Below are 21,911 nucleotides of genomic sequence, written 5' to 3' on the forward strand. Positions count from 1 at the left end.
GGGACGTCGATCCGGTCCGCTCCGGACCCCGGAGCCGGCACGCTGAGAAACGGTTTTGCGGCTCCGGGTCGAATCGCGACCGATGACTGGACTGGACCGCACCGACGCGGTCGACCGCCTCGAGACGCTCGTCGAGACGGTCGAGTCAGAGCGCATGCCCGTCCCCGTCCGGGAGGTCTGGGCGTTCGGCGATATCGCGCTCGGTCTCGATCCGATCGACCGCCTGGACGTGTACCTGACGAAGGACCTGCTGGTCCGCGACGACAGCGACGTCGAGGGGGACCCCGACGAGCGATTCCGCGAGTCACACGGGATCGCGGGCGTCGGGAAATCGGTCCGGGCCGACTGGGCCGTCGAACACCCCGAGTATCTCCGGGCCAACGCCAACGGTCACGCCGCCCCCGAGAAGTGTCTCGCGGCCCACCTGCTCGGCGAGGACGAACCGATCCACCTCGAGGTCTGTAACGCCTCCTTCGAGGACAACGTCACCCAGCGCCTGCGCGGGGCGAAACTGCGGGGCGATTACACCGAGTTGCTGGACCCGCGCGGCGTCTGTCTCTGGGTCGACGGCACCCGTAGCGACGAGGCGTTCCGCAAACTCCGCGAGAGCGAACTCGCCCTGCCGACACTGTCGGATTCGCTCGAGATGCTCGGCCTCGAGCGCGAAGAGGCCGACGAGGCGGCCCGGGAACTCCACGCCTGGCGGGAGCAACAGGAGGGCGTGACGGTCCGGGGCGACGTCGTCTAGACCTAGATGTCTCGCCGGGAGAACCACAGTTGGCTGGCCACCAGCAAGGCCAGCGCCATTACGACCAGCACGCCGGCGCTCGTGAGATCGTAGGTACCGTCGAGGAGGATCTCGTTCGGGTCGAAATACCGCGACGGCGCGACGAGTCCAAGGGCCTCGTAGTCGGTCTCGACCAGCAGCGACTCGAGGAAGTAGAGGACGAACGTGACGCCGAGAGCGGTCCGCTGGGCGATGCTGGCTCGGTCGAAGACGACCGACGCCAATAGGCCGACGCCGGCGCAGGCGAACAGGTAGGGGATCGACAGCAGATGAACAGCGAGCAAGTCACTCGCGGCAAGCGGTTCGTCGATCAGTTCGGCACCGACGTAGAGGACGACCGGCGTGAGGACGTTGACGGCCAGGATGGGGACGGCCAGCGCCGCGAACGTCTCGCCCACCAGTCGGGCGCGAGAGAGCGGCATCGCGAGCAGGATGTCGGTCCGACCACGGTCGACGTCGTCGGCGATCGTCCCGGCCGCGAGATACGCCAGATAGAGCCCCAGCAGGATGATCCAGCCGAAGACGTAGAGTTCGAACGCGAGAAACCCCTCGAGCGACGTCATCGACTGGAGGTCGAACAGCCGGATCATCGCCTCGGGCATCGCCTCGAGGAGTTCTTCGTCGTCGCCGAACGCCTCGCTGTAGGAGGGGAACAGCCAGACCATGATCGCGGCGAGGACCGCCATCGCGAGCGAGAGGGAAAGGCTCCCACGGAATCGGCGTCTCCCGTCGTACCGCACGAATTCAAACATCGGTCTCGCCTCCGTCGGCCGCCTCACCCGGGCTCCCGGCACGCGTCGCCGAGGCGTCGTCCTCGCCGGGAACCGGTTCGTCGTCGCCATAGAACCGCAGGAAGACGTCCTCCAGCGGGGCTTCTTCGATCGTACAGTCGAGCAACTCGAGGCCGCGGAGTCGCTCGAGGACGGCGTTGACGTCCCCGGTGTGGGTGAACGTGACCTCGGTGACGGCATCCGCGTCGCCGGTACCGTCGTCGTGGACGGTCACCTCGAGGTCGTGGACGCCCTCGCCGTCGAACGTCGCGGGCGGGTGGTCGCCGAGCGCGCGCAGGCGGACGAGTTTGCCGCTGCGGTGTAACAGCGACTCGACGGGTTCGACGGCCACGAGTCGGCCGTTCCGGATGATCCCGACGCGGTCGCAGAGCCGACGGACCTCGCCGAGGACGTGCGAGGAGAAGAAGACGGTGAGCCCGCGCTCGCGTTCGTCCCGGAGGAAGGAGGCGAAGCGCTGTTTCATCAGCGGATCCAGGCCGCCGGTCGGTTCGTCGAGGATCACGAGGTCCGGATCGTGCATGAACGTCGTCACCAGGCCGAGTTTGCGGACGTTCCCGTGGGAGTAGTCCCGCACCGGGCGATCGAGCGGCGGGTCGAACAACTCGAGCAGTTCCGCGCTGCGCTCGTCGCCCTTGATCGACGCGTGTAACTCGAGGACCTGCCGGCCCGTCACCCCCTCGTCGAACGCCGGGTTGTCCGGCAGGTAGCCCAGTCGCCGTTTCGCCTCGATGAGTTGGCGCTCGTCGGTCACGTCCCGGCCGAAGATGCGGGCGGTGCCCGCGGTCGGCGAGACGAACCCCAGTAGCGTCCGGATCGTCGTCGTCTTTCCCGCCCCGTTCGGACCGAGGTAGCCGAAGATCTCCCCCTCCTCGACGGTGAAGGTGACGCCGTCGGTGGCGAGCACCTCGCCGTACTCCTTCGTGAGCCCCTCGAGTTCGATCGCTGCCATGCCCTAGGTCATGGGCGTCGATCCCCATGTAAACACCCGGTAACGTCCGGCGTTCGGAGCCGTCGACGCCGAGTCGCTCCCGTCTCGCTTCGACCGACGGAACCGGACGTGGCCGCCGGGCCGGCGTCGGCCCACGTCGAACGGTTGAAGGAATCGCCCACGAACACCCCGGTATGGAACTGACCGGAACCGTACTCCGCGGTCGGGAGTTCGAGCCCGTCGAGGGACGGGTCGTCGTCGGGGACGACGGACGGATCGAAGCGGTCGAGGAGGCGTCGGTCGAGAGCACCGACATCGTGGTGCCGGCGTTCGTCAACGCCCACACCCACGTCGGGGACTCGATCGCCAAGGAAGCCGGCGGCGGGCTCTCGCTCGAGGAACTCGTCGCGCCGCCGGACGGACTGAAACACCGGCTGCTCCGGCAGGCCTCGCGCGAGGAACTGATCGAGGGGATGCGCCGCTCTCTGCGGTACATGCGCCGCGGTGGCACCGCGGCCTGTCTCGACTTCCGGGAGGGCGACGTCGAGGGCGTCGAGATGCTCCGGGAGGCCGCCGACGGGATCGACCTCGACGCGCTGGCGTTCGCCCGCGGCTCGATCGAGGCGATGAAGGCAGGCGACGGTTTCGGTGCCAGCGGCGCGAACGATGCGACCTTCGACCGCGAGCGGGACGCGACGCGGGAGGCGGGCAAACCGTTCGGGATCCACGCCGGCGAGGTCGACGCCAGCGACGTCGACCCCGCGCTGGACCTCGAGCCGGACTTCCTCGTCCACGTGGTCCACCCCGAACCGGCCCACCTCGAGCGGATCGCCGCCCAGGAGGTGCCGGTCGTCGTCTGTCCGCGCTCCAATCTCGTCACCGACGTCGGGCTCTCACCCTACGAGGAACTCGCCGAGCGCACGATGCTCGCGCTGGGGACGGACAACGTCTTCCTCAACTCGCCGTCGATGTTCCGTGAGATGGCCGTCCTCTCGAAGCTCTCGGACCTGCCCGCCGCGGAGATCCTCCGGATGGCGACCGTCAACGGGGCCGAGATCGCCGACCTCGAGTACGGGCTGATCGAACCCGGCCGCGAGGCCAGACTGCTGGTGATAGACGGCGACTCGGACAACCTCGCCGGCGCGCAGGACCCGGTCCGTGCCGTCGTTCGTCGGGCGAGCGTCGACGACGTCCGGGACGTGATCACGCCGTCGGCGTGACTCCAGGACGCCGGCTACTTCTCTTGATGTTTCGTAGCAACACTTATGCTCGCTGGCGAGGTACGTGATGACATAGCACGATGTACGATCGTATCCTCGTCCCCACGGACGGCTCGTCGGAGGTCGACCAGGCCCTCGAGTACGCCTTCGACCTCGCGCGCGAGCACGACGCGTCGATCCGGACGCTCTACGTCGTCAACGCGGCCGGCTACGGCGGCCTCCCGATGGAGACGGCCTGGGAGGGGATCAGCGAGGCGCTCAGGGACGAGGGAACGGCGGCGATCGAACACGTCGAGGCGATCGCCCCGCCGGACCTCGACGTCGAGGGCGAGGTCCGCGAGGGATCGCCGAGTCGCGTCATCGCGGAGGAGGCCGACCGGCGCGACTGCGACCTGATCGTCATGGGCACCCACGGCCGCGGCGGCATCGACCGTCTCCTGCTCGGCAGCGTCACCGAACGCGTCGTCAGGTGCGCGCCCGTCCCTGTCCTCACGGTCCAGGTCGACGTCGACGCCGACGACGAACCCCGCAAAACGTCCTCACAGGTCGCAGTCGAGTGAGGTCCCGACCCGTTCGCGGCCAACAGCCGACAGACCGCCCAGCCGAACGTCCTGTATGCCGACCTGTCGTGGTCAGCGGCTACTTTACCCCCCGCGTACCGGCCGTCGGTGACCGCCCGCTGGCGACGTCGATTCTCGCCTGGCTGCTGTGGCACCGCCACCGCCGGACCCGGGACCTCCTCGAGTAGCGCGCTCAGACCGGCCGCAGGTGCTCGCAGTCGCCCGCCGCAACCGTCTCCCGACCGTCGTCGGTCTCGAGGACGAGCGCGCCCGCGTCGGTGACGTCGACGGCGTCGCCGACGACCTCGCCGGCCGGCCGCTCGACGCGAACGCGCTGGCCGAGCGTCAGCGCCAGGTCGCGCCAGGCGGGGACGACGGCTGCGAGGTCCGTCCGCAGGGCCTCGAACTCCTCGAGCAGGCGCTGGACGAACCGCCGGCGGTCGACGTCGCCGGCTTCCTCGCGGACGCTCGTCGCACCCTCGGGCAGTTCCTCGACGTCGAGGTTGGCGTTGACGCCGACGCCGACGACGAGCCACGCGACCCGGTCGGTCTCGCCCTCCATCTCCGTGAGGATGCCCGCGAGTTTCCGGTAGTCGCCGGCCTCGCCGACGGCGACGACGACGTCGTTGGGCCACTTGATCCGGGCGTCGACTCCGGCCTCGCGGGCGGCCCGTGCCGTCGCGACCGACGCCGCGAGCGTGTACAGCGGCGCTCGCGGGGGCGCGATCGTCGGACGGGTGACGACGCTCAGCCAGACGCCGCCCGAGGGGGCGGTCCACTCGCGCTCGAGCCGTCCCCGGCCCCCGGTCTGTTCGTCAGCGAGGACGACCACGTCCGCTGCGCCGTCGGTCGCCAGTTCGCGCGCTCGGTCGTTCGTGCTCCCGATTGCCTCGTGGTACTCGACCGCAAACGGCGCTTCGAGGTCGAACTCGACGGTCGCTCCGGTGTAATCGGCGATCCCGGCGAGTCGATACCCGTCCGGGCCGCTCTCGATCTCGAAGCCCGCGTCCCGGAGTTCGTCGACGTGTTTCCAGACCGCGGCCCGCGAGATTTCGAGGTCCGTTGCGAGGTCGGGTCCCGTCACCGGGCCGTCGGCGACCGACTCGAGGATCGCCCGTCGCGTCTCCTGCATACGTACCGAGGGGTGGCGGACCCATTTGAATCGCGTGGATCTGCCGGTCGGCCCCCCGTCACCGAAGCGAAACCGCCGGAACGCTGTAGTACCTCGTGGCTGTAGGTTCACACATGGCGTCCGACCACGACGGCGACCACGAACACGAACTGGAAGCCGAGTACCTCTCGCCGAGCGACGCGACGGTCCTCGAAATCGAGGACGAAGACGGCGGGCTTCGGCTCGAGGTCGTCCTCCCGTGTCCGACGTGCAACGAACCGGTACGGGCGTCCGCACCCGTCGAGAGCGTCGTCGACGCGGACGTCGAACTCCCCGTCGACGATTCGATCTACGACTAGTCCCGTCGAACTCGAGTCGTCGCCGTCGAAGGGGCCGGTTCCTCTCCCGTTTTCGAGCCGTAATGACTCCCACCGACCGAAGAGACGAAACCGTGATGGACGGCCGTCGACAAGATCCCGGTGATGGACTGTAATCGGTGTGACGAAGAGGCGGTCATGCACGCCGCCTACTCGGGGGCACACCTCTGTGCGGATCACTTCCGCGAGTCGGTGGAAAAGCGGGTCCGACGTCGGGTGCGCCGGGACGACCTCGTGCCGCGGGACGCATCGCCCGAGAACCCCCAGACGTGGGTGATCGGCCTCTCCGGCGGCAAGGACAGCGTCGTCCTCACGAAGATCCTCCACGACACCTTCGCCGAGGACCCCCGCATCGAACTCGTCGGCCTGACGATCCACGAGGGCATCGAGGGCTACCGCGACAAGTCCGTCGACGCCTGCGTCGACCTCGCCGCGGACCTCGGAATCCGGCACGAACTGGTCTCTTACGCCGACGAGTTCGGCATCGAGATGGACGACGTCGTCGAGGACGACCCCGAGAACATGGCCGCCTGCGCCTACTGCGGGGTGTTCCGCCGGGACATCTTGGAGCGCTACGCCGACGACCTCGAGGCCGACCTCCTGCTGACGGGCCACAACCTCGACGACGAGGCCCAGACTGCGCTGATGAACTTCCTCGAGGGCGACGTCGCCCAGATCGCCAAACACTTCGACGCCAGCCTCGGCCCCCTCTCCGAGCGCGAGGAGCAGGACGACTTCGTCCCGCGCGCCAAGCCGCTCCGGGACGTCCCCGAGAAGGAGGTCGCCCTCTACGCCCACCTGGAGGATCTCCCCGCCCACATCACGGAGTGTCCCCACGCCAGCGAAGCGTATCGCGGCGAGATTCAGCAACTCCTGTACGACTTAGAGGAGAACCACCCCGGAACGCGTCACTCGATCCTCTCGGGCTACGAGGAACTGGCCGGCATCGCCGCCGAAGAGTACAACGACGACGCGACAAGCGCCGACCTCCAGGCGTGTGCCGAATGCGGCTCGATGACGACGCGCGAGGTCTGTCGGAAGTGTTCGTTACTCGAGTCGCTCGTCTGAGGGGCTGTTCGATAGCGCCGTCGACCCGTTCAGGAAATCGTGAGTCGCCCGACAGGTGCAGGCACGCTCGCTTTCCCCTGACCGGGACTACTGGGAGTGAACCATGAGCGACACGCCGACCGACACCGAACCGACCGGCAGTACCGCACCGAATCGGACGACCCTGAACACGGATACGATGCAGTGGGTGAGCGCGATCGTCGCCCTGGCCGGACTGGGCCTCGTGGCCTACCCCTTCATGTTCGAGGCCACGGAGACGGCGATCTGGAACGATACCCTGGTGGGAACGGCGATCTTCCTGGCCGCCGGCTACAACTTCTACCGGCTCTCGAAAGACCGGTTGGCGAGCGTCGGTGCCGCCGTGCTGGCCGCGCTGCTCGGCCTGTGGGCGCTCGCCTCGCCTGCGGTCATCGAGATGGGCAGTAGCGAACTCGCGATAACTACCGCCGCCGGCGGACTGCTCGCCGCCGCCCTCTCGATCTACAACGCCTACGCGAACAACCGCGCCGACACCCCCGAACACGCCCGCACTCGAGCGTAACCGACCGGATCCTCGTCCACAACTGCCCGCCTCGAATCGCCCGTTCGAGAACCGATTCGACGCGTTCGTTCACCGTCGTACGCACGGCGACGGCCCGTTTTCGCGGCGTGTACGACACGTCATACGTTCGGCAGACTCTCGAAAACGATCGCGTTGGCGCGGACTACGGCCGCCGAAACCGCCGTCGTGCCACCTCGAGGTCCGCCGGCGTGTTGACGTTCAGATGCCACCCCTCGAGTTCGACGCCGACGTAACGCGAGCCGCGATCGACCAGTCGCTCGAGGGCGTCCGTCAGTTCGTACTCGCCGCTCGCCGCGCGGTCGACCGTCCGACAGGCCTCGATCAGCGACGGTCCGTGGTGGGTCCGGACGCCGGCCGCGACGTAGCCACCCGTGGAATCATCGCCTCCGGCGTCGTCGCCTTCCGAGTCGAGTTCCCACCCGTCCGTCGGTGCGTCGTCGATCGACGTCTCGAGGTGCCGTACCGTTCCGTCCGGGCCAACGTCACATCGGGCTTTCGCCGTCGCCTCGTTGCGACCGGCGCGGTCCAGCAAGATGGTGCCGTCGACGCCCGGTTCGGCGTGGTGTTCGCGAAGCCGTGAGAGGGCACAGTCGTCGAAAACGTTGTCGCCACAGACCGTCATGATGGCGTCGGGAACGTCCGGCGTCACAGCGAACGGATCCGCGCCACCGGACGGGATCGAAACGTCATACGCGTCTTCGGCCGCTCGACGGACGGCGTGAGCGAGTCCCTCTCGGTCGCGCTGGGAAGCGTACGTGACCGACGCGCCGCGAACGGAGTCACCGATCGCGTCGACGATTTCGTCGGCCCGATAACCGACGACGACCACGACGTGATCGACCCCTGCGTCGACGACTGCGTCCAGACAGCGACGCAGGAGTGGCTCGCCCCCGACCTCGAGCAACGGTTTCGGCGTCTCGTCCGTCGCCGGGCGGAGACGCGTCCCACGGCCGGCGGCGAAAACGATCGCATCCATCCAACTGCTCGAGCATACGTACTCTACGCAAACGAAGGTTGTGACTGGCTGTAAACGGTAGTCGAAAACGAAGGGAACGGCGGTCGAAATCCGGATCGGTCGACGAAACGGTTCGCGATCGAAGACGGACCGGGTTAGCGAATGACGTCGACGCCGTTCTGTTTCTCGACTTCGCTCCGGCCGCCGTCGCTCTGGGCACCGAAGCCGCCGGCCCCCTCGACGTTGTTGCTCGCGTCGAAGTCCGTCTCGTCGATGCCTTCGATACTCGCGCGGGACTTGTCGGCCTGCTTCTGGGTCGTCGGGCCCAGAACCTGCGCCGACTGGACGCCGGTCATGATCGCCATGACGCGGACCTTGCCCTTGTAGTTCTCCTGAATGCGCGCGCCCCAGATGACGTTCGCCGAGGCCTCGAGGCGCTCCGTGATGTTGTCCGCGATGCCCTCGGCCTCTTTGAGGGTGAGATCTGGGCCGCCGGTGATGTGGACCAGTCCGCCGGACGCGCCGCGGTAGTCGACGTCCAGCAGCGGGTGGTTCATCGCGTCCTTGACGACTTCGTCGGTCTTGTTCTTGTCCTGGGTCTCGCCGACCAGCATGACGGCGACGCCACCCTGGTTCATGATCGTCGACATGTCGGCGTAGTCCAGGTTGATCAGGGAGGGCTGGGTAATGGTCTCCGAGATTCCCTTGACGGTCTCGGCGATGATCTGGTCCATCACCGAGAACGCCTTGCCGATCGGGAGGTTCGGGACGTAATCGAGCAGTCGGTTGTTGTCGAGCACGATGATCGAGTCGGCCTGCTCGCGCAGTTTCTCGAGGCCTTCCTCGGCCTTCACCGTGCGGGCACGCTCGACGTTGAACGGCGTCGAGACCATGCCAACGACGATCGCGCCCTGCTCTTTGGCGATCTTCGAGACCACGGGGGCCGCACCGGTACCGGTGCCACCGCCCATCCCGGCGGTCACGAACACGAGGTCCGCGTCGCCGAGGACCTCCTTGATCGTGCTCTGGGCCATCTCGGTCGCGCGTTCACCCATCGACGGGTCGCCACCGGCACCGAGGCCGTTGGTCAGCGACTTGCCGACCAGGATCTTCGTATCGGCCTCGATCATCTTCAGGTGCTGTTTGTCCGTGTTGATCGCCACGGTGTCAGCGCCGTCGACGCCGATGTTGTACAAGCGGTTGATCGTGTTGTTCCCGGCACCGCCACAGCCGACGATGACGATCCGCGGGTCGCCGAACTCGTCGCCGTCGAGTTCGGCGTCCATCTCGCGGGCCTCCTGTTCGGCGTTCTCGAGTGCGTCTTGAACGATATCCTGCATCGTTACACCTTGGCCCAGTTGCGCTGTTGTTTACCGGACTGCTCGGTCTGTCCATCGTACTGTTCGTTGATCATCTCACGGACGGCCGACCGGATCGCTTCGCTCCGGTTCGGGAACTCGCCCGAGTCGACGAGTTGTTCGACCTCCTCGATCTGCTGTTTCGGGATTCGCAGTGTCACACGCTCCATGGTTGTATTCCCCATTGGTAAGACGGCGCGCCCCTGTCAGACGCGGCGTGTCTTACAGCGGAAACGCCCTGTGACGGGCGATTTCGTCGTCATACGCCTGCTGTAAGACGACCGTCTTACGCGAGTAAACGGATTAGCAGCTTGGATAATAAAAGTTTCGTCAGACACGACTGTTCGTGTCTTACGACGGTCGCGAACTCCGACTGTCGGACTCCAAGACGTCCGCCGCAGGGGTCCGCCGGCCACAGCTGGGACAGAACGCCCAGTCCGACCGGAGTTCGTCCCCACACTCACAGAACAGTCGTCGCGAGGTCTTCTCCCCGCAGTTCGGACAGTACACGTGCTCGCCCGCGACGTGTTCGCCACACTGGTTACACCGCGTGACGTCCGCGTCCGCGCGCGAGCGATCGGTCGTAGTCGTCCGATCGTCGACGGCCGACGGCTCCCGGACCCGGGCGTCGTCAGACACCTGGCCGTCGACCCCCTCGAGCGAGATCGTGACGTTGACGTCCTGCGTCTCAGGTGTGTGCGTACGCGGTTGCCGTCGGGGATCACCCAGCCGCTCCCCGAGCAGGTCGTCGACGCGTTCGCGGACGAGGTCATCGATCGTCGTGTCCGACGCCTCCCGTTCCACGCACTCGTCGGACGCCTCCTCCGAGGACTCCCCGAGGTACGCCCGCAGGGCCTCCCGCATCGCCTCGCTCTTGGAGACCTCGAGCGCCTCGAGTTGCTCGACGAGATCGTCGTCGGCGCGGAACGTGATCTTGCTCATGCGACTCGATGCCATTCTATTGGAAGGCCACCTATTTCAATCATTCCACTGTTCGGGACGGTTCGGACTCGTCGTTGCGAATGATAACCCTTATGTCTCCCACAGCGGCTACGTTGAGGTGTAACCGCCCTTAGCTCAGACTGGTAGAGCAGCCGACTGTAGATCGGCTTGCCCCCCGTTCAAATCGGGGAGGGCGGACTTTTCGTGATTCCAACCGACGAGCGAAGCGAATCGCCGGAATCACGAAACGGATATCCCGACACGATTGCGTCAGTCGCAGCGCGCGAACGCAGTGAGCGCGACCGTCTGGCATCTATTCAAATCGGAGTGGGCGGGCGTCCTCCGGAGCTCTAACAAGCCGCTGTCACTACCATACTGTCGTATACACGGCGCTCGAAGCCCTGCACTACGTTTAAGGGCCTTAATCGAACGTGACTCGAGTCGCCGATCACGCTATATCCCCCTCGTTCAGCGCAGCCGTTTCGGAGACGACGAACTTCGCGAGCGTCCGTTTCGAGTGCGATCCCACGAGGTGATCCTCGAGTCGCTGCTCGGCCGGGACGACCGTATGACAGAGCGGACACTCGACCGGTGGTCGGGATGCCATACCGTACACAGCCGGATGACGAGGAAAAGTTCCGGGCCGGCACTCGCGGCCAGCGATACTGATCGGCCGTCGACAAACGAACGTGCGACCGAGCAGCGAGACTCGCCGTGGGACGGAAAACGGGCCGTCGGATCGCCCGGTCAGTTAGGCGTCGCCGGAATCGGTTTCGTCGTCGGCAGCCGTCTCGTCGCCTCCGTCAGCGTCCGAGGACTCGTCCTCCGAGTCCGTCCCGTCATCTGCGTCGTCGCCGGATTCCCCGTCGGACGTGTCGACTGGCTCGAGGTCGACGTCGATCTCGCCACCCTCGACGACGTCGGATTCGGGGACCGAAACCTCGCCTTCGTAGACGGTGCCGTCGTCGGTCGTGACCACCACGGTGTACGCTCCGAGCGCTTCGACGGCGCTGTCCGTGTAGCCGTCCTCGACGTCGAGTTCGTCGTTGGTGGCGTAGGGGACGGTCAGCTCGAAGCTGCCGTCGGCCTCGAGCGAGACTTGCTGGCTGTAGCTCGTGTTCGAACCGCCGTTGGTCTGGAGGCCGAGCGCCGCCGTCACAGTCCCCTCCTCGGCTCCGTCGACAGCGCCGGTGAGCGTCGCGCCTTCGACGCGCTCGTACGTCTTGACTGCAGGTTCCTGGCGGACGTCGAAGACTTCGTACGTCGGACTCTGGGTGAGTTGCTGGTACTCGGCCTGCTCCGACCGATCGAACATATTGAACTGCCGGTTGACGACGACGATCGGTTGGCCCTGTCCGGGCGGTGCGATCTGCCCGTCGTCCGTGACGTGCGTGACGTCACCGTCTTCGTAGCCGGCCGCCTGGTAGGCCTGCAGGAGCTGTTCCATCTGGGGATCCTGCTGGGCGGCCTGTTCGTAGTAGTCCTCGTCGAAGACGTCGGCGTAACTCGCGTACATCGACCGGTTGATGCCGTTCTCGTGGACGAGCCGGTAGTGTTCCATCCCGTCGGCGTCGTCGAAGTACAGCTGTGCCACCGTCGTGTTGTCGTACGGGAGGTCGCCGTAGATGTCGCCGACGTTGTCCCGGGTGACCGTCTCCTCGAGCGTGTCGGGCGTCGTGTAATACTGGTAGTCGGGACCCGTCCACTGGGTGATCGCCGGGAACTTGTCGCCGGCCATCGCGTCGTCGATCATGACGTACCGGATCTCCTCGTCGGTGTTTTCGGCCGCGTCGACGATGTCACGGAGTTCCTCGTTCGTTTCCTCGTCGGGCTCTGCCCCCGTCGATATCGCCTCGAGGATCAGTTCGGCACGCTCCTCCGACTCGGCAGTGAGATAGGCAGAGGACGACTCCGCGTGTTGCTGGAACGGGTTCGAGTGCGGGATGCGTTCGGCCTGCGTCGTTATCAGGTGGCCGTAGTCCCACCACGAGAGAACACCGTATGCGCCGTCTGGGTAGTCGTAATCCTCCCCTTCGGGGTAGTCGTAACTTCCGAAATACTCGAGTTCGGACGCGTTATCGGCCCCACCCCAATCGCCGGGTTCGGGCGAGTTGTCCGCGAGCCACTCGTTGGACTCTTGCCAGACGATCGAGTCACTGCTCGGGTTGGAGTTCGGCCCGAGTTCGGACTGTTCCCAGACGGGGCCGCCGGTTGCCGTCGCGGCGATCGGCGGCAACAACGGAGCGAACAGTAGTAAGACGATCATGAACACCACGATGATCTGATACCCCTGAATCCGTCTGAGCGACGCGAGTGAGTCGCCGAGATCGAGGTTGACGAAGCGGGCGACGTCGGCGACGAAGACGGCATTGACGGCCGCGATCGCGAGAACGAGATAGTACGAGAACCGGATCTGTGTCGCGGCCATACTGGTCAGGAAGAGCGACCAGACGATCACCAGCGTATACTCGGTCCGGTATTCACGACCGACGTACGGCCGCGCCGCGAGCAGAATCAGGCCGACGACCATCGTATAGAACGCCGCACCGTACTCACTGAACACGTACGTCGTGAGGAAGTCGGTCGGTTGCTGGGCTTCCTGAATCGTCGCCCGATGATCGGCCGGATCGAGTGGCATGATCCGTCCGGTCGCCTCGCTAACGAGCCGATCGAACAGGTCAGGCATAACGACCGCCAGTGCGCCGAGCGCAAGGACGATCAATCCCAGCACAGCGACGGGGTAGTATCGCCTCTCGATTCCTCGGGTGTCCCACTGTCGTGCCAGCCAGGCCATCGTCACGAATCCGCCGACGCCGAGAATCGCCAGTGCCGGCTGAATGTAGCTGAAACTCGTCACGCTGAATCCGGGATCTTCGATCAGCAGGAGCGTGATAACTGCCGTGACGCCGAAACTCACCGCGCCGACGAACGCCAGGTGGTCCGGCGAGACGCCACGGAGATAGTCGATACAGAGAGCGACGATGAAGAACACGCCAAAGATACCGACCAACAGCACGGCGGGAGGCCACACCCAGATATACAGCGCCAGCGCCAGCCCGGCGAGTGCACTGTATATCGTCGGCGATCTGAGAGCGTCCCAGTCACGATCGACGAGCAGTTCGTAGATCGGCTGTTCGCGTTCGCCAGCCCGGACCGCAACCATCATCGCGAGGACTGCGATCGACATGAACAGCACCTCCGCAACGTGGTGCTGGAGTTGGCCCGTCGTCGTCCGGTGGAGGAACTGCCCCGGGAGCAACGCGAGAACGAACACGGACGCGATACCGCCCATCGTTCCCCCGAGTCGACGCCCGATATAAAACACGGGGATCGCCACGAGGGCGGCCATCACCGGCACCGCGAGAAGGGAGACGGTAAACAGCGTCTCCGTCGACGGATCGCCGAGACCGACGATCATCGCCGCCGTGACGATGAGCTGGTCGAACAGGGTCCCGAACTGGCCGACGTAGTCCCCCGTCGGGAACCCGGTCCAGATCTCGTACGGCATCGTCCACGGGTAGTTCTGGGACGTCCATTCGACCGTTCGCCAGTGATACCAGGAGTCGATCGCTGCAAAGGCAGGACTCCCGTCCTCCGTCACGAAATTCTCGTAAGGGAGGATCCGCACCAGGAACATAAACAGTACCACGGCCCCGACGATGGGGATGTGATACCACTCCCTCCAGGTTTCGAGGAAGGACGTCTCGGTCCCCTCCTCGATACGTTCAGTGTCCGTACTCATTAGCATGCACCAGACCCATGCGGGGAATAAGCCTTGTCATCTATCCGCGACGTATGGCGGCCCGCGAGACAGTCAGGGATCACAGGAGAACACCGACGAGCCGACCGCTGCACGTGACGAGATCCGGCCACCACTCGAACGAAAAGGCTTATTCGCCGACCACGGGAATCGGTCGGACGATGAAGGTCTCCGTCGTCATCTGTACCTACGCGATGGACCGCTACGACGTCTTTTCCGAATGCGTCGATAGCGTCCTCGCTCAAACGTACGAGCCGCTCGAGGTCGTCATCGTCGTCGACGGAAACGAGTCGGTCTTCGACCGCGTCTGTGAGGAGTACGGTGACCGCGAGGGCGTCGTCCTCCACTGCAACGACGAGAACCAGGGAATCTCCTACAGTCGAACGCGGGGAGCCGAACTCGCGACCGGCGACGTCGTGGCGTTCATCGACGACGACGCGGTCGCCGAACCCGACTGGATCGACGAGTTGGTGCGCGTCTACGAGGACACCGACGCAATCGCGGTCGGCGGCCACGTCAAACCCGACTGGGTGACGGAGAAACCGGACTTCTTCCCCGAGGAGTTCTACTGGCTCGTCGGCTGTGACGAACGCGGGTTCGGCGAACACATGGAGGAACTGCGGAATACGTACGGCTCGAACATCTCCTACCGCCGAGACGTGTTTCTCAACGTCGGTGGCTACGACGAAAACACCGGTCGGAAAGGCGATCGCCACATTCAGGCCCACGAGGCACCCGTCTGTATTCGGATCGCGAACAAGTACGGTAAGGGCGTGATTTACAACAAACGGGCGGTGGTGCACCACAAACTGTTCGACTATCGGGGCGACTTCCGCTGGCTGGTCGGCCGGTCGTTCTGGCAGGGGTACTCGAAACGCATCATGGACCTGCTGTTACCCGAGGCGAAAGGCGACAAGAACGAGTATCTGAAGCAGTTGTTGCTCGAGTTCGTCCCACTACGGCTGTGGGACCTGGTTCGGTCGCCATCGAAGCCGGAAGCGAAACAACTCGTCACTGTTTTCGTCTTTACCGCGGCTGTCGGCTTCGGCTATCTGTACGGGTTGCTGGACGTCGATCGGTCGGAACTTCGCGGGGAGCAACCGGCAACGCCACCGGCCGATCCATCCCAACAGTAGCTCGACCGCGAAGCCAGCACGAGGCCGACGTCCGAATCGGGACGCCCTGGTAAACTCGACCGTCGTCACGGAAATCGAACGTCCGGAGGGTCCGAATTCGACGTTCGAAACGATCAGTTCCACCGACAGGATCGTGCCGAACGCAGTCGCAGTATCTCGAGCCCCACAGCGATCCGACTCGAGTGCGATCGGTTCGCTCGGTAGCCCACTGCTATGGTGTACATCCGTCGAGGGACGACGTTCGATCGTGCCTTCACTACTCGCTTCTCAGGACTGTCTTCCGGTGACCATACGCTTTCGAGGTGCTTTTGAAGGCGAGTCGCGAGGGTGTACGTAAATGCGTATTCTCGTCACCGGCGGCGCGGGGTTCATCGGCGGCCACCTCGCGGAGCAATTCGTTCGAGACGGGCACGACGTCGTCGTACTCGACACGCTGGATCCGTTCTACGACGTCGGAATCAAGGAACGGACGATCGACGTCGCTCGAACCGCCGCCACGCGTGGTGACGGCCAGTACGAATTCGTCGACGGGAGTATTACGGATGCAGAACTGGTTTCCGACGTCGTTGCCGACGTCGACGTCGTCTTCCATCAGGCTGCACAGGCCGGGGTACGGACGAGCGTCGATAATCCGGAGAAGACGACGCGGATCAACGTCGACGGGACGTTTACGCTCCTCGAGGCAGCGAGGGAACACGGGGTCGACCGATTCGTCAACGCCAGCTCCTCCTCGGTCTACGGCAAGCCCGAATACTTACCGTACGACGAGGACCATCCGACGAACCCGGTCAGTCCGTACGGCGCGTCCAAGGTCGCCGCCGAACACTACGCACGCGTCTATCACGAGGTGTACGGACTCCCGACCGTTTCACTGCGCTATTTCACGGTCTACGGTCCACGCATGCGTCCGAACATGGCCTTTACTAACTTCGTCTCACGGTGTCTCCACGGCGAGTCGCCCGTGATCTACGGCGACGGCTCGCAGACCCGGGATTTCACCTACGTATCGGATGTCGTCGATGCGAACCGACGGCTGCTGGAGACGGACGCCGCCGATGGCGAAGTCCTGAACATCGGTTCGACGGGGCGGATTACGATCGAGGAACTCGCACAGGTCATCCGGGACGAAATCGATCCGTCGATCGGGATCGAATACGGCGATCCGCGAGAGGGAGATGCGGAACACACCCACGCCGACGTCTCGAAGGCGACCGAGTTGATCGGCTACGAACCGAACGTCTCGATCAGGGACGGTGCGAAACGGTTCGTCGAGTGGTATCGAGAAAACGAGGACTGGTACGATCCCCTGGTTCGCCGATCGTAGGCCCCGACCGCGAGCGGACGACACCGAACGGGAGAACGAAGCCTATAACCCATCACCGCGGGAATCTCGGCCAACGGGATGAGCAACGGCGACGGACTTCGCGTCCTCCACCTGGTAACGGCGAGAGAGATCTTCTTCGATCAGCAGATCGAAACCCTCGAGCGAAAGGGTATCGAGTGTACGGTCTGTGTCGTTCCCGGTGCGGAACAGATCGACGGCGACATGGGTACCCGTCGGGGAGTCAAAGAGTATCTCCAGTATCTCCCCCGCGTCCGCAGCGAACTCCGGAACGGGGACTACGACCTGATTCACGCAAACTACGGCCTGACTGCCCCGTACGCGATCACACAACTTCGACTTCCAGTCGTGTTGACGCTGTGGGGGTCGGACGTCGTCGGCTTCGACGGCCTCGTCACGAAAGCCTGTGCCTGGCGCTGTGACGCCGTGACCGTCCGCAGCGAGGAGATGCGGGAGTTGCTCGGGAAAGACGACGCGTACATCGTCCCCAGCGGCATCGACCTCGAGAAGTTTCGCCCGATCGATCGGCAGGAAGCGAGGCGTCGCGTCGGCTGGGACACCGACGGGACCCACGTGCTGTTTCCCTACTCGCCGGAGTACGAGCGGAAAAACTATCCGCTGGCCGACCGCGTCGTGAACGGGGCCGAACGAGAACTGGGAACGGAGATCACGTTACAGACGATCTCCGGTGTCCCCCACGAGGAAGTGCCGTATTACGTCAACGCGGCCGACGTGATGTTGCTGACCTCCGACCACGAGGGGTCGCCGAACACGGTCAAAGAAGCGATGGCGTGTAACGTCCCCGTCGTGTCTACCGACGTCGGTGACGTCCGGGAACGACTCGAGGACGTTTCTCCGTCGGGAATCGGAACGACCGAGTCGGAACTAGTCGATCGACTCGTTACCGTGTTGCGCGCCGGTGAGCGATCGAACGGCCGCGACGCCGCCCGCGAGGTAAGCTGGGACCGGATCGGTGATCGTCTGATCGACATTTACGAATCCGTCTTGTAACAGGAACCTACGCGGTGGCACGATTCGAGCAGGGACTGCACACCCCACTGCGGCGCACCATGTGACGCTCTTCGCGGCTCCGCTCGTCCGTATCCAACAACTATTTTCGTTTCCACTGGACCTGTATTCACATGCCCGGAGTGACGGTCGTTGCCGGCCCCGAACGTCCACGTTCGTCGACTCTCGAGTCCGCCCACCGGCCTTGCCACTACGACGATCGGTACGCGTACCGAACGTACGACGGGGCGTCGTCAGCGCTCGTGACGGCCCGGTATCCGGCCTATCCGTTCGAGAGGATCGAGTTCGAGTCCGCGGAAACGACGGTTACCGTCGAAGGGGTCGTCTACAACCGGGATACGGACACTCTCCGAACGGAGATCGAACGCCATCTGGTCGGCGGAATCGACGTCGAAGACGTGTCCGAGTGGCTGGCGGAACTCGACGGGGAATTCGTCTTCTACGTCCGGGACGACGCTCGTAACGAACTAACGATCGTACCGGATTTGCTCGGCCAGCTCCCGCTGTTCTACGCGACCGAAACGCCCGGGTACGCGGTAGTCGGACGAAACAAGTTCGTACTGTCCCGCCTCGTCGATTCGCCCGCACTCGATCGCCTAAGCGTCGCACAGTACCTTCGAATCGGATACACGTTGACCGGCCGAACCCTGTTCGAAGACGTCCGACGGGTCCCCGATGGAACGATCGTTCGAATCGACGCCGACACGGGAACACTCGAACTCGAGCGGCACCACCAGTTCGACTTTTCGACGGAATCGAACGAGGAGCGATCGGTCGAATCGAACGCGCGGACGTTGGCAAAGAGATTCACTGCAGCAGCGCGTCGACGGGCAGCTTCGTGTCCGGGAACGAACGCCCTGTTGTTGAGCGGGGGGCTCGATTCCCGGGGCGTGATGGGCGCGTTCGAACGTGCCAACGTCGAGTACGTCGCTGCAACCCGTGACTTCGAACACGACTCCCGGGCGGACATCGAAGTCGCAGAAGAACTGGCCGCTGCAGTCGACGCCGATTGGAAGCGAATCGACACGCCCGCACCGACGGGCGCGGACCTGCTCGATCACCTCGACATGACCGCGGGGACAGACCCGTTCAACATCGCCCACATCCAGCCGTTTCTCAGGCGGGTCCGGTCTCACGCCGGCGAGTCGGTCTGGATGTATACCGGTGACGGTGGCGACAAACTCCTCCCCGACCTGTCTCCGCGCGTCGAACTCGAGACGCGCTCCGATCTCGTCGACTACATCCTCAGGACCGAATCACAGTACGACGCCGCCGACGTCGAAGCGATGACCGGCGTCCCCGACGCCGAAATCAGGTCCGCAGTTCGGTCCCAACTCGAGGGGTATCCGGAGTCGACGCTCACGAAGCAGTATCTCCACTTCGAACTGTTCGAACGTGGGTTTTCCTGGCTGTTCGAGGCAACCGATACCAACCGCAACCACTCGTGGACGACGTCGCCGTACTACGCACTCGACGTCCTCGAGTACGCGATGAACTGCCCCGACGAGCAAAAACGGCGGTATCGGCTGTTTACCGCATTTCTCGAGGAACTCTCGCCGGAGTTGACCCGGATTCGCAACGCGAACGTCGGTGCGGCACCGGCGAGTCGGTCACATACAGTGCGCTACTCGGTTCACGACGTACTGTTGCGGTATCCAAGAGTTCTCGATCGCGTACTCCCGCTCGTCAAACGGATGCTCGGCACCAAAACCGATTCGGACCCGAGTCCCGCTATGATCTCCTGTATCCGCGAACAACTCGAGCAAAACTCGAGTACCGCGATCGATCTCGAGGGTACGAAAGCGACTCTCCTCGAAAACCCGACATCGTACTCGCGGTACAATCTGTGTCTAGCATTCACACTCCTGTCGGTATTGGATCAGTGGTCGGGGACGGACGTGCTGGAGGACTATCGGAACGTTGAGTTCGGATAGCAGTAGCAGTGGCTAACCTGGAAGGAAATGCTTACGACGAAGAGTTAACTGTGGTAGAACATGGCAATTCCGATCCGGACCGGGATACGAAAACTCCGAGAGGAAGGAATCGGCCCGTTTACTGCCCGAACGTGCCAGTACCTCGGCCTCCCGGTTTGGAATACGATCACGTCCCGTTATCCAACCGGAACGAACGTCTTCGAGCGGGAGTGGGATCTCCTTATTGTCCTCGATTCGGGGCGTGTGGATGCGTTTCGCGAGGTCGCCGAGTCGACGGTTCTACCCGAAGAAATCGGACAGATCCGATCTGTGGGGAGTGCCTCCTCAGAATGGACCTTGCAGACGTTCAGGGAGGAATTCCGCGACGAAATCGAGAAGACGGCACTCGTCACTCGTAACGGATGGCCCGACCACGTACTCGCCGAAAACCTCCACAACGATGAAGAGAACTTCGAAAGTCAAAGCCAGCGTGGATTCCCCAACTGGTCTCCCGTCTCGTCCGATGCGTTCGCCCACTACGAGCGGATTCAGTCGGTCGCGAATCAGGACGATCGAATCCATCCCCAGAGTTCACACGTTCCACATATCCTCACTGATCGAGCGATTTCCATAGCTCGGCGGGAAGAGTTCGATCGGATGATACTCTGGTATATGATGCCACACTATAAGTTTATCGCGGACGCGCTTGACTGGACGCCAGGAGAGCACTCGATCGAGGAGTTGATGGACGGTCTGGAGCCGACCCGGCACCTCCGTCCCGAGGAAGAATCGTACGGTCCCGCGAGACGTGGCGAGGTATCGGCCGAGAAGGTCCGGGAACTCTACGTAGCGAACCTTCGGTTGGTCCTCGAGTATATCGAGGTTCTGCTCGAAAACGTGGATGCTGAACGCGTCGTCATCAGCGCAGATCACGGTGAAGCACACGGAGAGAAGGGAGTGTGGTCACATCCCTTCGGATGGCCGTTCGCACCGGTCAAAACCGTCCCCTGGGCGGAGACGACGGCAACCGACGAGGAGACGTACGAACCCAGGTACGAGGCGCTAGAACGGGAGGTCAACCAAGAAGAACAGAAACAAATCCTCAAAGACCTGGGGTATCTGTAACTGCAATGAGGATCCGTGAGAGGACCAGTTGATAACCGGTTCCATTTTCAGCCTGCTCACTAACTATTCGAATACCTATATGGAGATCTCTCTACGGCGAATTACACACGAATATCGGAAGGCGGGACTGCTTCATCTACTCACTGGTGGGATAGAAGCCGCCACGATCGAATTACTTTCTAGGGTGCCACGAATTTATTGGAAAGCCGTTCCCAAGTATTACGAATGGCGTTCGTCGAACGATATCTATGACTACGAGTATCCACCCCACCCGTTCAAGATCGAATACGTAAATCCGGATGACATCAGGAGAGTAACCGATCGATCGAACAAAGATGTGAACAGACGACTAAAGTTCGGCGCAGTCCGAGACGGTTCCTGGGATCAGACGGGCAAGAAGTTCACAGACCAGGAAGTATATAAAATAGCCAAGGAGCACTTTGTAGAGGGACGGCCATGGGAGGAAACGACCATTTATCCACGGTTGGTAAAGAAAGCAGAAAATGACGAGTACAGTACGTGGAAATACACCTCCCGAGAGGACGTTCTGAACCATCTCGAGCGATTCGATAGCTTATATCATCGGATCGAAACGAACGGATACCACCAACAACGAGACTTACTTGAAGGTCCGAAAGGCGCAACGGGCGGTATCTTTCTAGAAACCCTGGATGAGGTAACGGTCGACGTCGGTCGTGATGGTGAGTTGCTGTTTGCTGATGGGTTACACAGACTCGTAATTGCAAAGCTACTCGAACTGGATTCGATACCTGTCGTCTTCCTGGTTCGGCATCCGCACTGGATGGAAACACGCGATCGCATCGCCTCTGGAAACGATATTCCGGATCATCCCGATCTCAGAGACCTCACGCGGGAGACGCCGAAAGACCGATGGAAGCCGAACGTCGGTGATTGAAACGGCCTTTCCACCCCTAGTAACCGGCTAC

At 63.5% G+C, this 21,911-nt stretch carries 21 protein-coding genes and 1 tRNA gene; 13 read left to right on the forward strand and 9 right to left on the reverse strand.

Annotated elements, in window-relative coordinates; genetic code table 11:
* Positions 1 to 82 precede the first annotated feature (82 nt).
* Positions 83 to 748: a DUF7095 family protein gene (locus tag TX79_RS11950; RefSeq protein WP_049927668.1), complete on the forward strand. Its 666-nt coding sequence runs from the start codon at positions 83 to 85 to the stop codon at positions 746 to 748.
* 2 nt (positions 749 to 750) lie between these two features.
* On the opposite strand, the gene TX79_RS11955 is transcribed toward TX79_RS11950, so the two are convergent.
* On the reverse strand, positions 751 to 1,539 hold the full coding sequence (locus tag TX79_RS11955) for an ABC transporter permease subunit (RefSeq protein ID WP_049927669.1): 789 nt from the start codon (positions 1,537 to 1,539) through the stop codon (positions 751 to 753).
* Complete coding sequence (locus TX79_RS11960) at positions 1,532 to 2,527, reverse strand: ABC transporter ATP-binding protein (protein WP_049927670.1); 996 nt, start codon at positions 2,525 to 2,527, stop codon at positions 1,532 to 1,534. Before TX79_RS11960 ends, TX79_RS11955 begins: the two co-directional genes overlap by 8 nt.
* A gap of 173 nt (positions 2,528 to 2,700) precedes the next feature.
* On the opposite strand from TX79_RS11960, the gene TX79_RS11965 reads away from it, so the two are divergent.
* On the forward strand, positions 2,701 to 3,726 hold the full coding sequence (locus TX79_RS11965; protein WP_049927671.1) for an amidohydrolase family protein: 1,026 nt from the start codon (positions 2,701 to 2,703) through the stop codon (positions 3,724 to 3,726).
* An 80-nt stretch (positions 3,727 to 3,806) separates the two neighbouring features.
* Entirely contained in the window at positions 3,807 to 4,286 is a 480-nt protein-coding gene (locus TX79_RS11970; RefSeq protein ID WP_049927672.1) for a universal stress protein, read from the forward strand.
* A gap of 193 nt (positions 4,287 to 4,479) precedes the next feature.
* On the opposite strand, the gene TX79_RS11975 is transcribed toward TX79_RS11970, so the two are convergent.
* Positions 4,480 to 5,418, reverse strand: a complete 939-nt coding sequence (locus tag TX79_RS11975; RefSeq protein WP_049927673.1) for a biotin--[acetyl-CoA-carboxylase] ligase — start codon at positions 5,416 to 5,418, stop codon at positions 4,480 to 4,482.
* A gap of 113 nt (positions 5,419 to 5,531) precedes the next feature.
* Here TX79_RS11975 and TX79_RS11980 point away from each other — a divergent pair, with 113 nt between their 5' ends.
* From TX79_RS11980 to TX79_RS11990, 3 genes are all read left to right on the forward strand, one after another.
* Positions 5,532 to 5,756 carry a hypothetical protein gene (locus TX79_RS11980; protein ID WP_049927674.1) on the forward strand — a complete coding sequence of 75 codons (225 nt, stop codon included), beginning with the start codon at positions 5,532 to 5,534 and terminating at the stop codon, positions 5,754 to 5,756.
* 123 nt (positions 5,757 to 5,879) lie between these two features.
* Positions 5,880 to 6,842, forward strand: coding sequence for a tRNA 2-thiolation protein NcsA (gene ncsA / locus TX79_RS11985; RefSeq protein WP_049927675.1), 963 nt, complete (start codon positions 5,880 to 5,882; stop codon positions 6,840 to 6,842).
* Positions 6,843 to 6,945: 103 nt separating this feature from the next.
* Positions 6,946 to 7,383 carry an SPW repeat domain-containing protein gene (locus TX79_RS11990; RefSeq protein WP_049927676.1) on the forward strand — a complete coding sequence of 146 codons (438 nt, stop codon included), beginning with the start codon at positions 6,946 to 6,948 and terminating at the stop codon, positions 7,381 to 7,383.
* A gap of 163 nt (positions 7,384 to 7,546) precedes the next feature.
* Here the strand turns inward: TX79_RS11990 and TX79_RS11995 are convergent, their stop codons facing one another.
* From TX79_RS11995 to TX79_RS12010, 4 genes are all read right to left on the reverse strand, one after another.
* Positions 7,547 to 8,380 (reverse strand): sugar phosphate nucleotidyltransferase, encoded by an 834-nt coding sequence (locus tag TX79_RS11995; RefSeq protein WP_049927677.1) that lies wholly within the window; start codon positions 8,378 to 8,380, stop codon positions 7,547 to 7,549.
* A gap of 134 nt (positions 8,381 to 8,514) precedes the next feature.
* Complete coding sequence (ftsZ, locus tag TX79_RS12000; protein ID WP_049927678.1) at positions 8,515 to 9,699, reverse strand: cell division protein FtsZ; 1,185 nt, start codon at positions 9,697 to 9,699, stop codon at positions 8,515 to 8,517.
* A gap of 2 nt (positions 9,700 to 9,701) precedes the next feature.
* Positions 9,702 to 9,887 (reverse strand): ribbon-helix-helix domain-containing protein, encoded by a 186-nt coding sequence (locus TX79_RS12005; protein ID WP_049927679.1) that lies wholly within the window; start codon positions 9,885 to 9,887, stop codon positions 9,702 to 9,704.
* A gap of 181 nt (positions 9,888 to 10,068) precedes the next feature.
* Entirely contained in the window at positions 10,069 to 10,659 is a 591-nt protein-coding gene (locus TX79_RS12010; RefSeq protein ID WP_049927680.1) for a double zinc ribbon domain-containing protein, read from the reverse strand.
* A 124-nt stretch (positions 10,660 to 10,783) separates the two neighbouring features.
* Here TX79_RS12010 and TX79_RS12015 point away from each other — a divergent pair.
* Positions 10,784 to 10,857: transfer RNA gene (locus TX79_RS12015), tRNA-Tyr, on the forward strand.
* A 250-nt stretch (positions 10,858 to 11,107) separates the two neighbouring features.
* On the opposite strand, the gene TX79_RS19690 is transcribed toward TX79_RS12015, so the two are convergent.
* Both TX79_RS19690 and TX79_RS12020 read right to left on the reverse strand, forming a co-directional pair.
* Entirely contained in the window at positions 11,108 to 11,266 is a 159-nt protein-coding gene (locus TX79_RS19690) for a hypothetical protein (RefSeq protein ID WP_195892495.1), read from the reverse strand.
* 144 nt (positions 11,267 to 11,410) lie between these two features.
* Positions 11,411 to 14,401, reverse strand: a complete 2,991-nt coding sequence (locus TX79_RS12020) for an oligosaccharyl transferase, archaeosortase A system-associated (RefSeq protein ID WP_049927681.1) — start codon at positions 14,399 to 14,401, stop codon at positions 11,411 to 11,413.
* A gap of 179 nt (positions 14,402 to 14,580) precedes the next feature.
* Between TX79_RS12020 and aglG the strand changes: the two genes are divergently transcribed.
* The 6 genes from aglG (at position 14,581) to TX79_RS19355 (ending at position 21,880) form a co-directional block, all read left to right on the forward strand.
* Positions 14,581 to 15,555 (forward strand): glucosyl-dolichyl phosphate glucuronosyltransferase, encoded by a 975-nt coding sequence (aglG, locus tag TX79_RS12025; protein ID WP_049928376.1) that lies wholly within the window; start codon positions 14,581 to 14,583, stop codon positions 15,553 to 15,555.
* A gap of 337 nt (positions 15,556 to 15,892) precedes the next feature.
* The gene (locus TX79_RS12030) at positions 15,893 to 16,879 is read left to right on the forward strand and encodes an SDR family oxidoreductase (RefSeq protein ID WP_049927682.1); all 987 of its coding nucleotides are present in this window, start codon (positions 15,893 to 15,895) and stop codon (positions 16,877 to 16,879) included.
* Between the two features lie 78 nt (positions 16,880 to 16,957).
* Positions 16,958 to 17,908 (forward strand): glycosyltransferase, encoded by a 951-nt coding sequence (locus TX79_RS12035; RefSeq protein ID WP_049927684.1) that lies wholly within the window; start codon positions 16,958 to 16,960, stop codon positions 17,906 to 17,908.
* Between the two features lie 131 nt (positions 17,909 to 18,039).
* Positions 18,040 to 19,860 carry an asparagine synthase-related protein gene (locus TX79_RS12040; RefSeq protein ID WP_049927685.1) on the forward strand — a complete coding sequence of 607 codons (1,821 nt, stop codon included), beginning with the start codon at positions 18,040 to 18,042 and terminating at the stop codon, positions 19,858 to 19,860.
* Positions 19,861 to 19,920: 60 nt separating this feature from the next.
* Positions 19,921 to 20,964, forward strand: a complete 1,044-nt coding sequence (locus TX79_RS12045; protein ID WP_049927686.1) for a hypothetical protein — start codon at positions 19,921 to 19,923, stop codon at positions 20,962 to 20,964.
* Between the two features lie 79 nt (positions 20,965 to 21,043).
* Complete coding sequence (locus TX79_RS19355) at positions 21,044 to 21,880, forward strand: hypothetical protein (RefSeq protein ID WP_154660512.1); 837 nt, start codon at positions 21,044 to 21,046, stop codon at positions 21,878 to 21,880.
* Positions 21,881 to 21,911: the final 31 nt, after the last annotated feature.

Source organism: Halopiger goleimassiliensis (assembly GCF_000455345.1).
Classification (GTDB): domain Archaea; phylum Halobacteriota; class Halobacteria; order Halobacteriales; family Natrialbaceae; genus Halopiger_A; species Halopiger_A goleimassiliensis.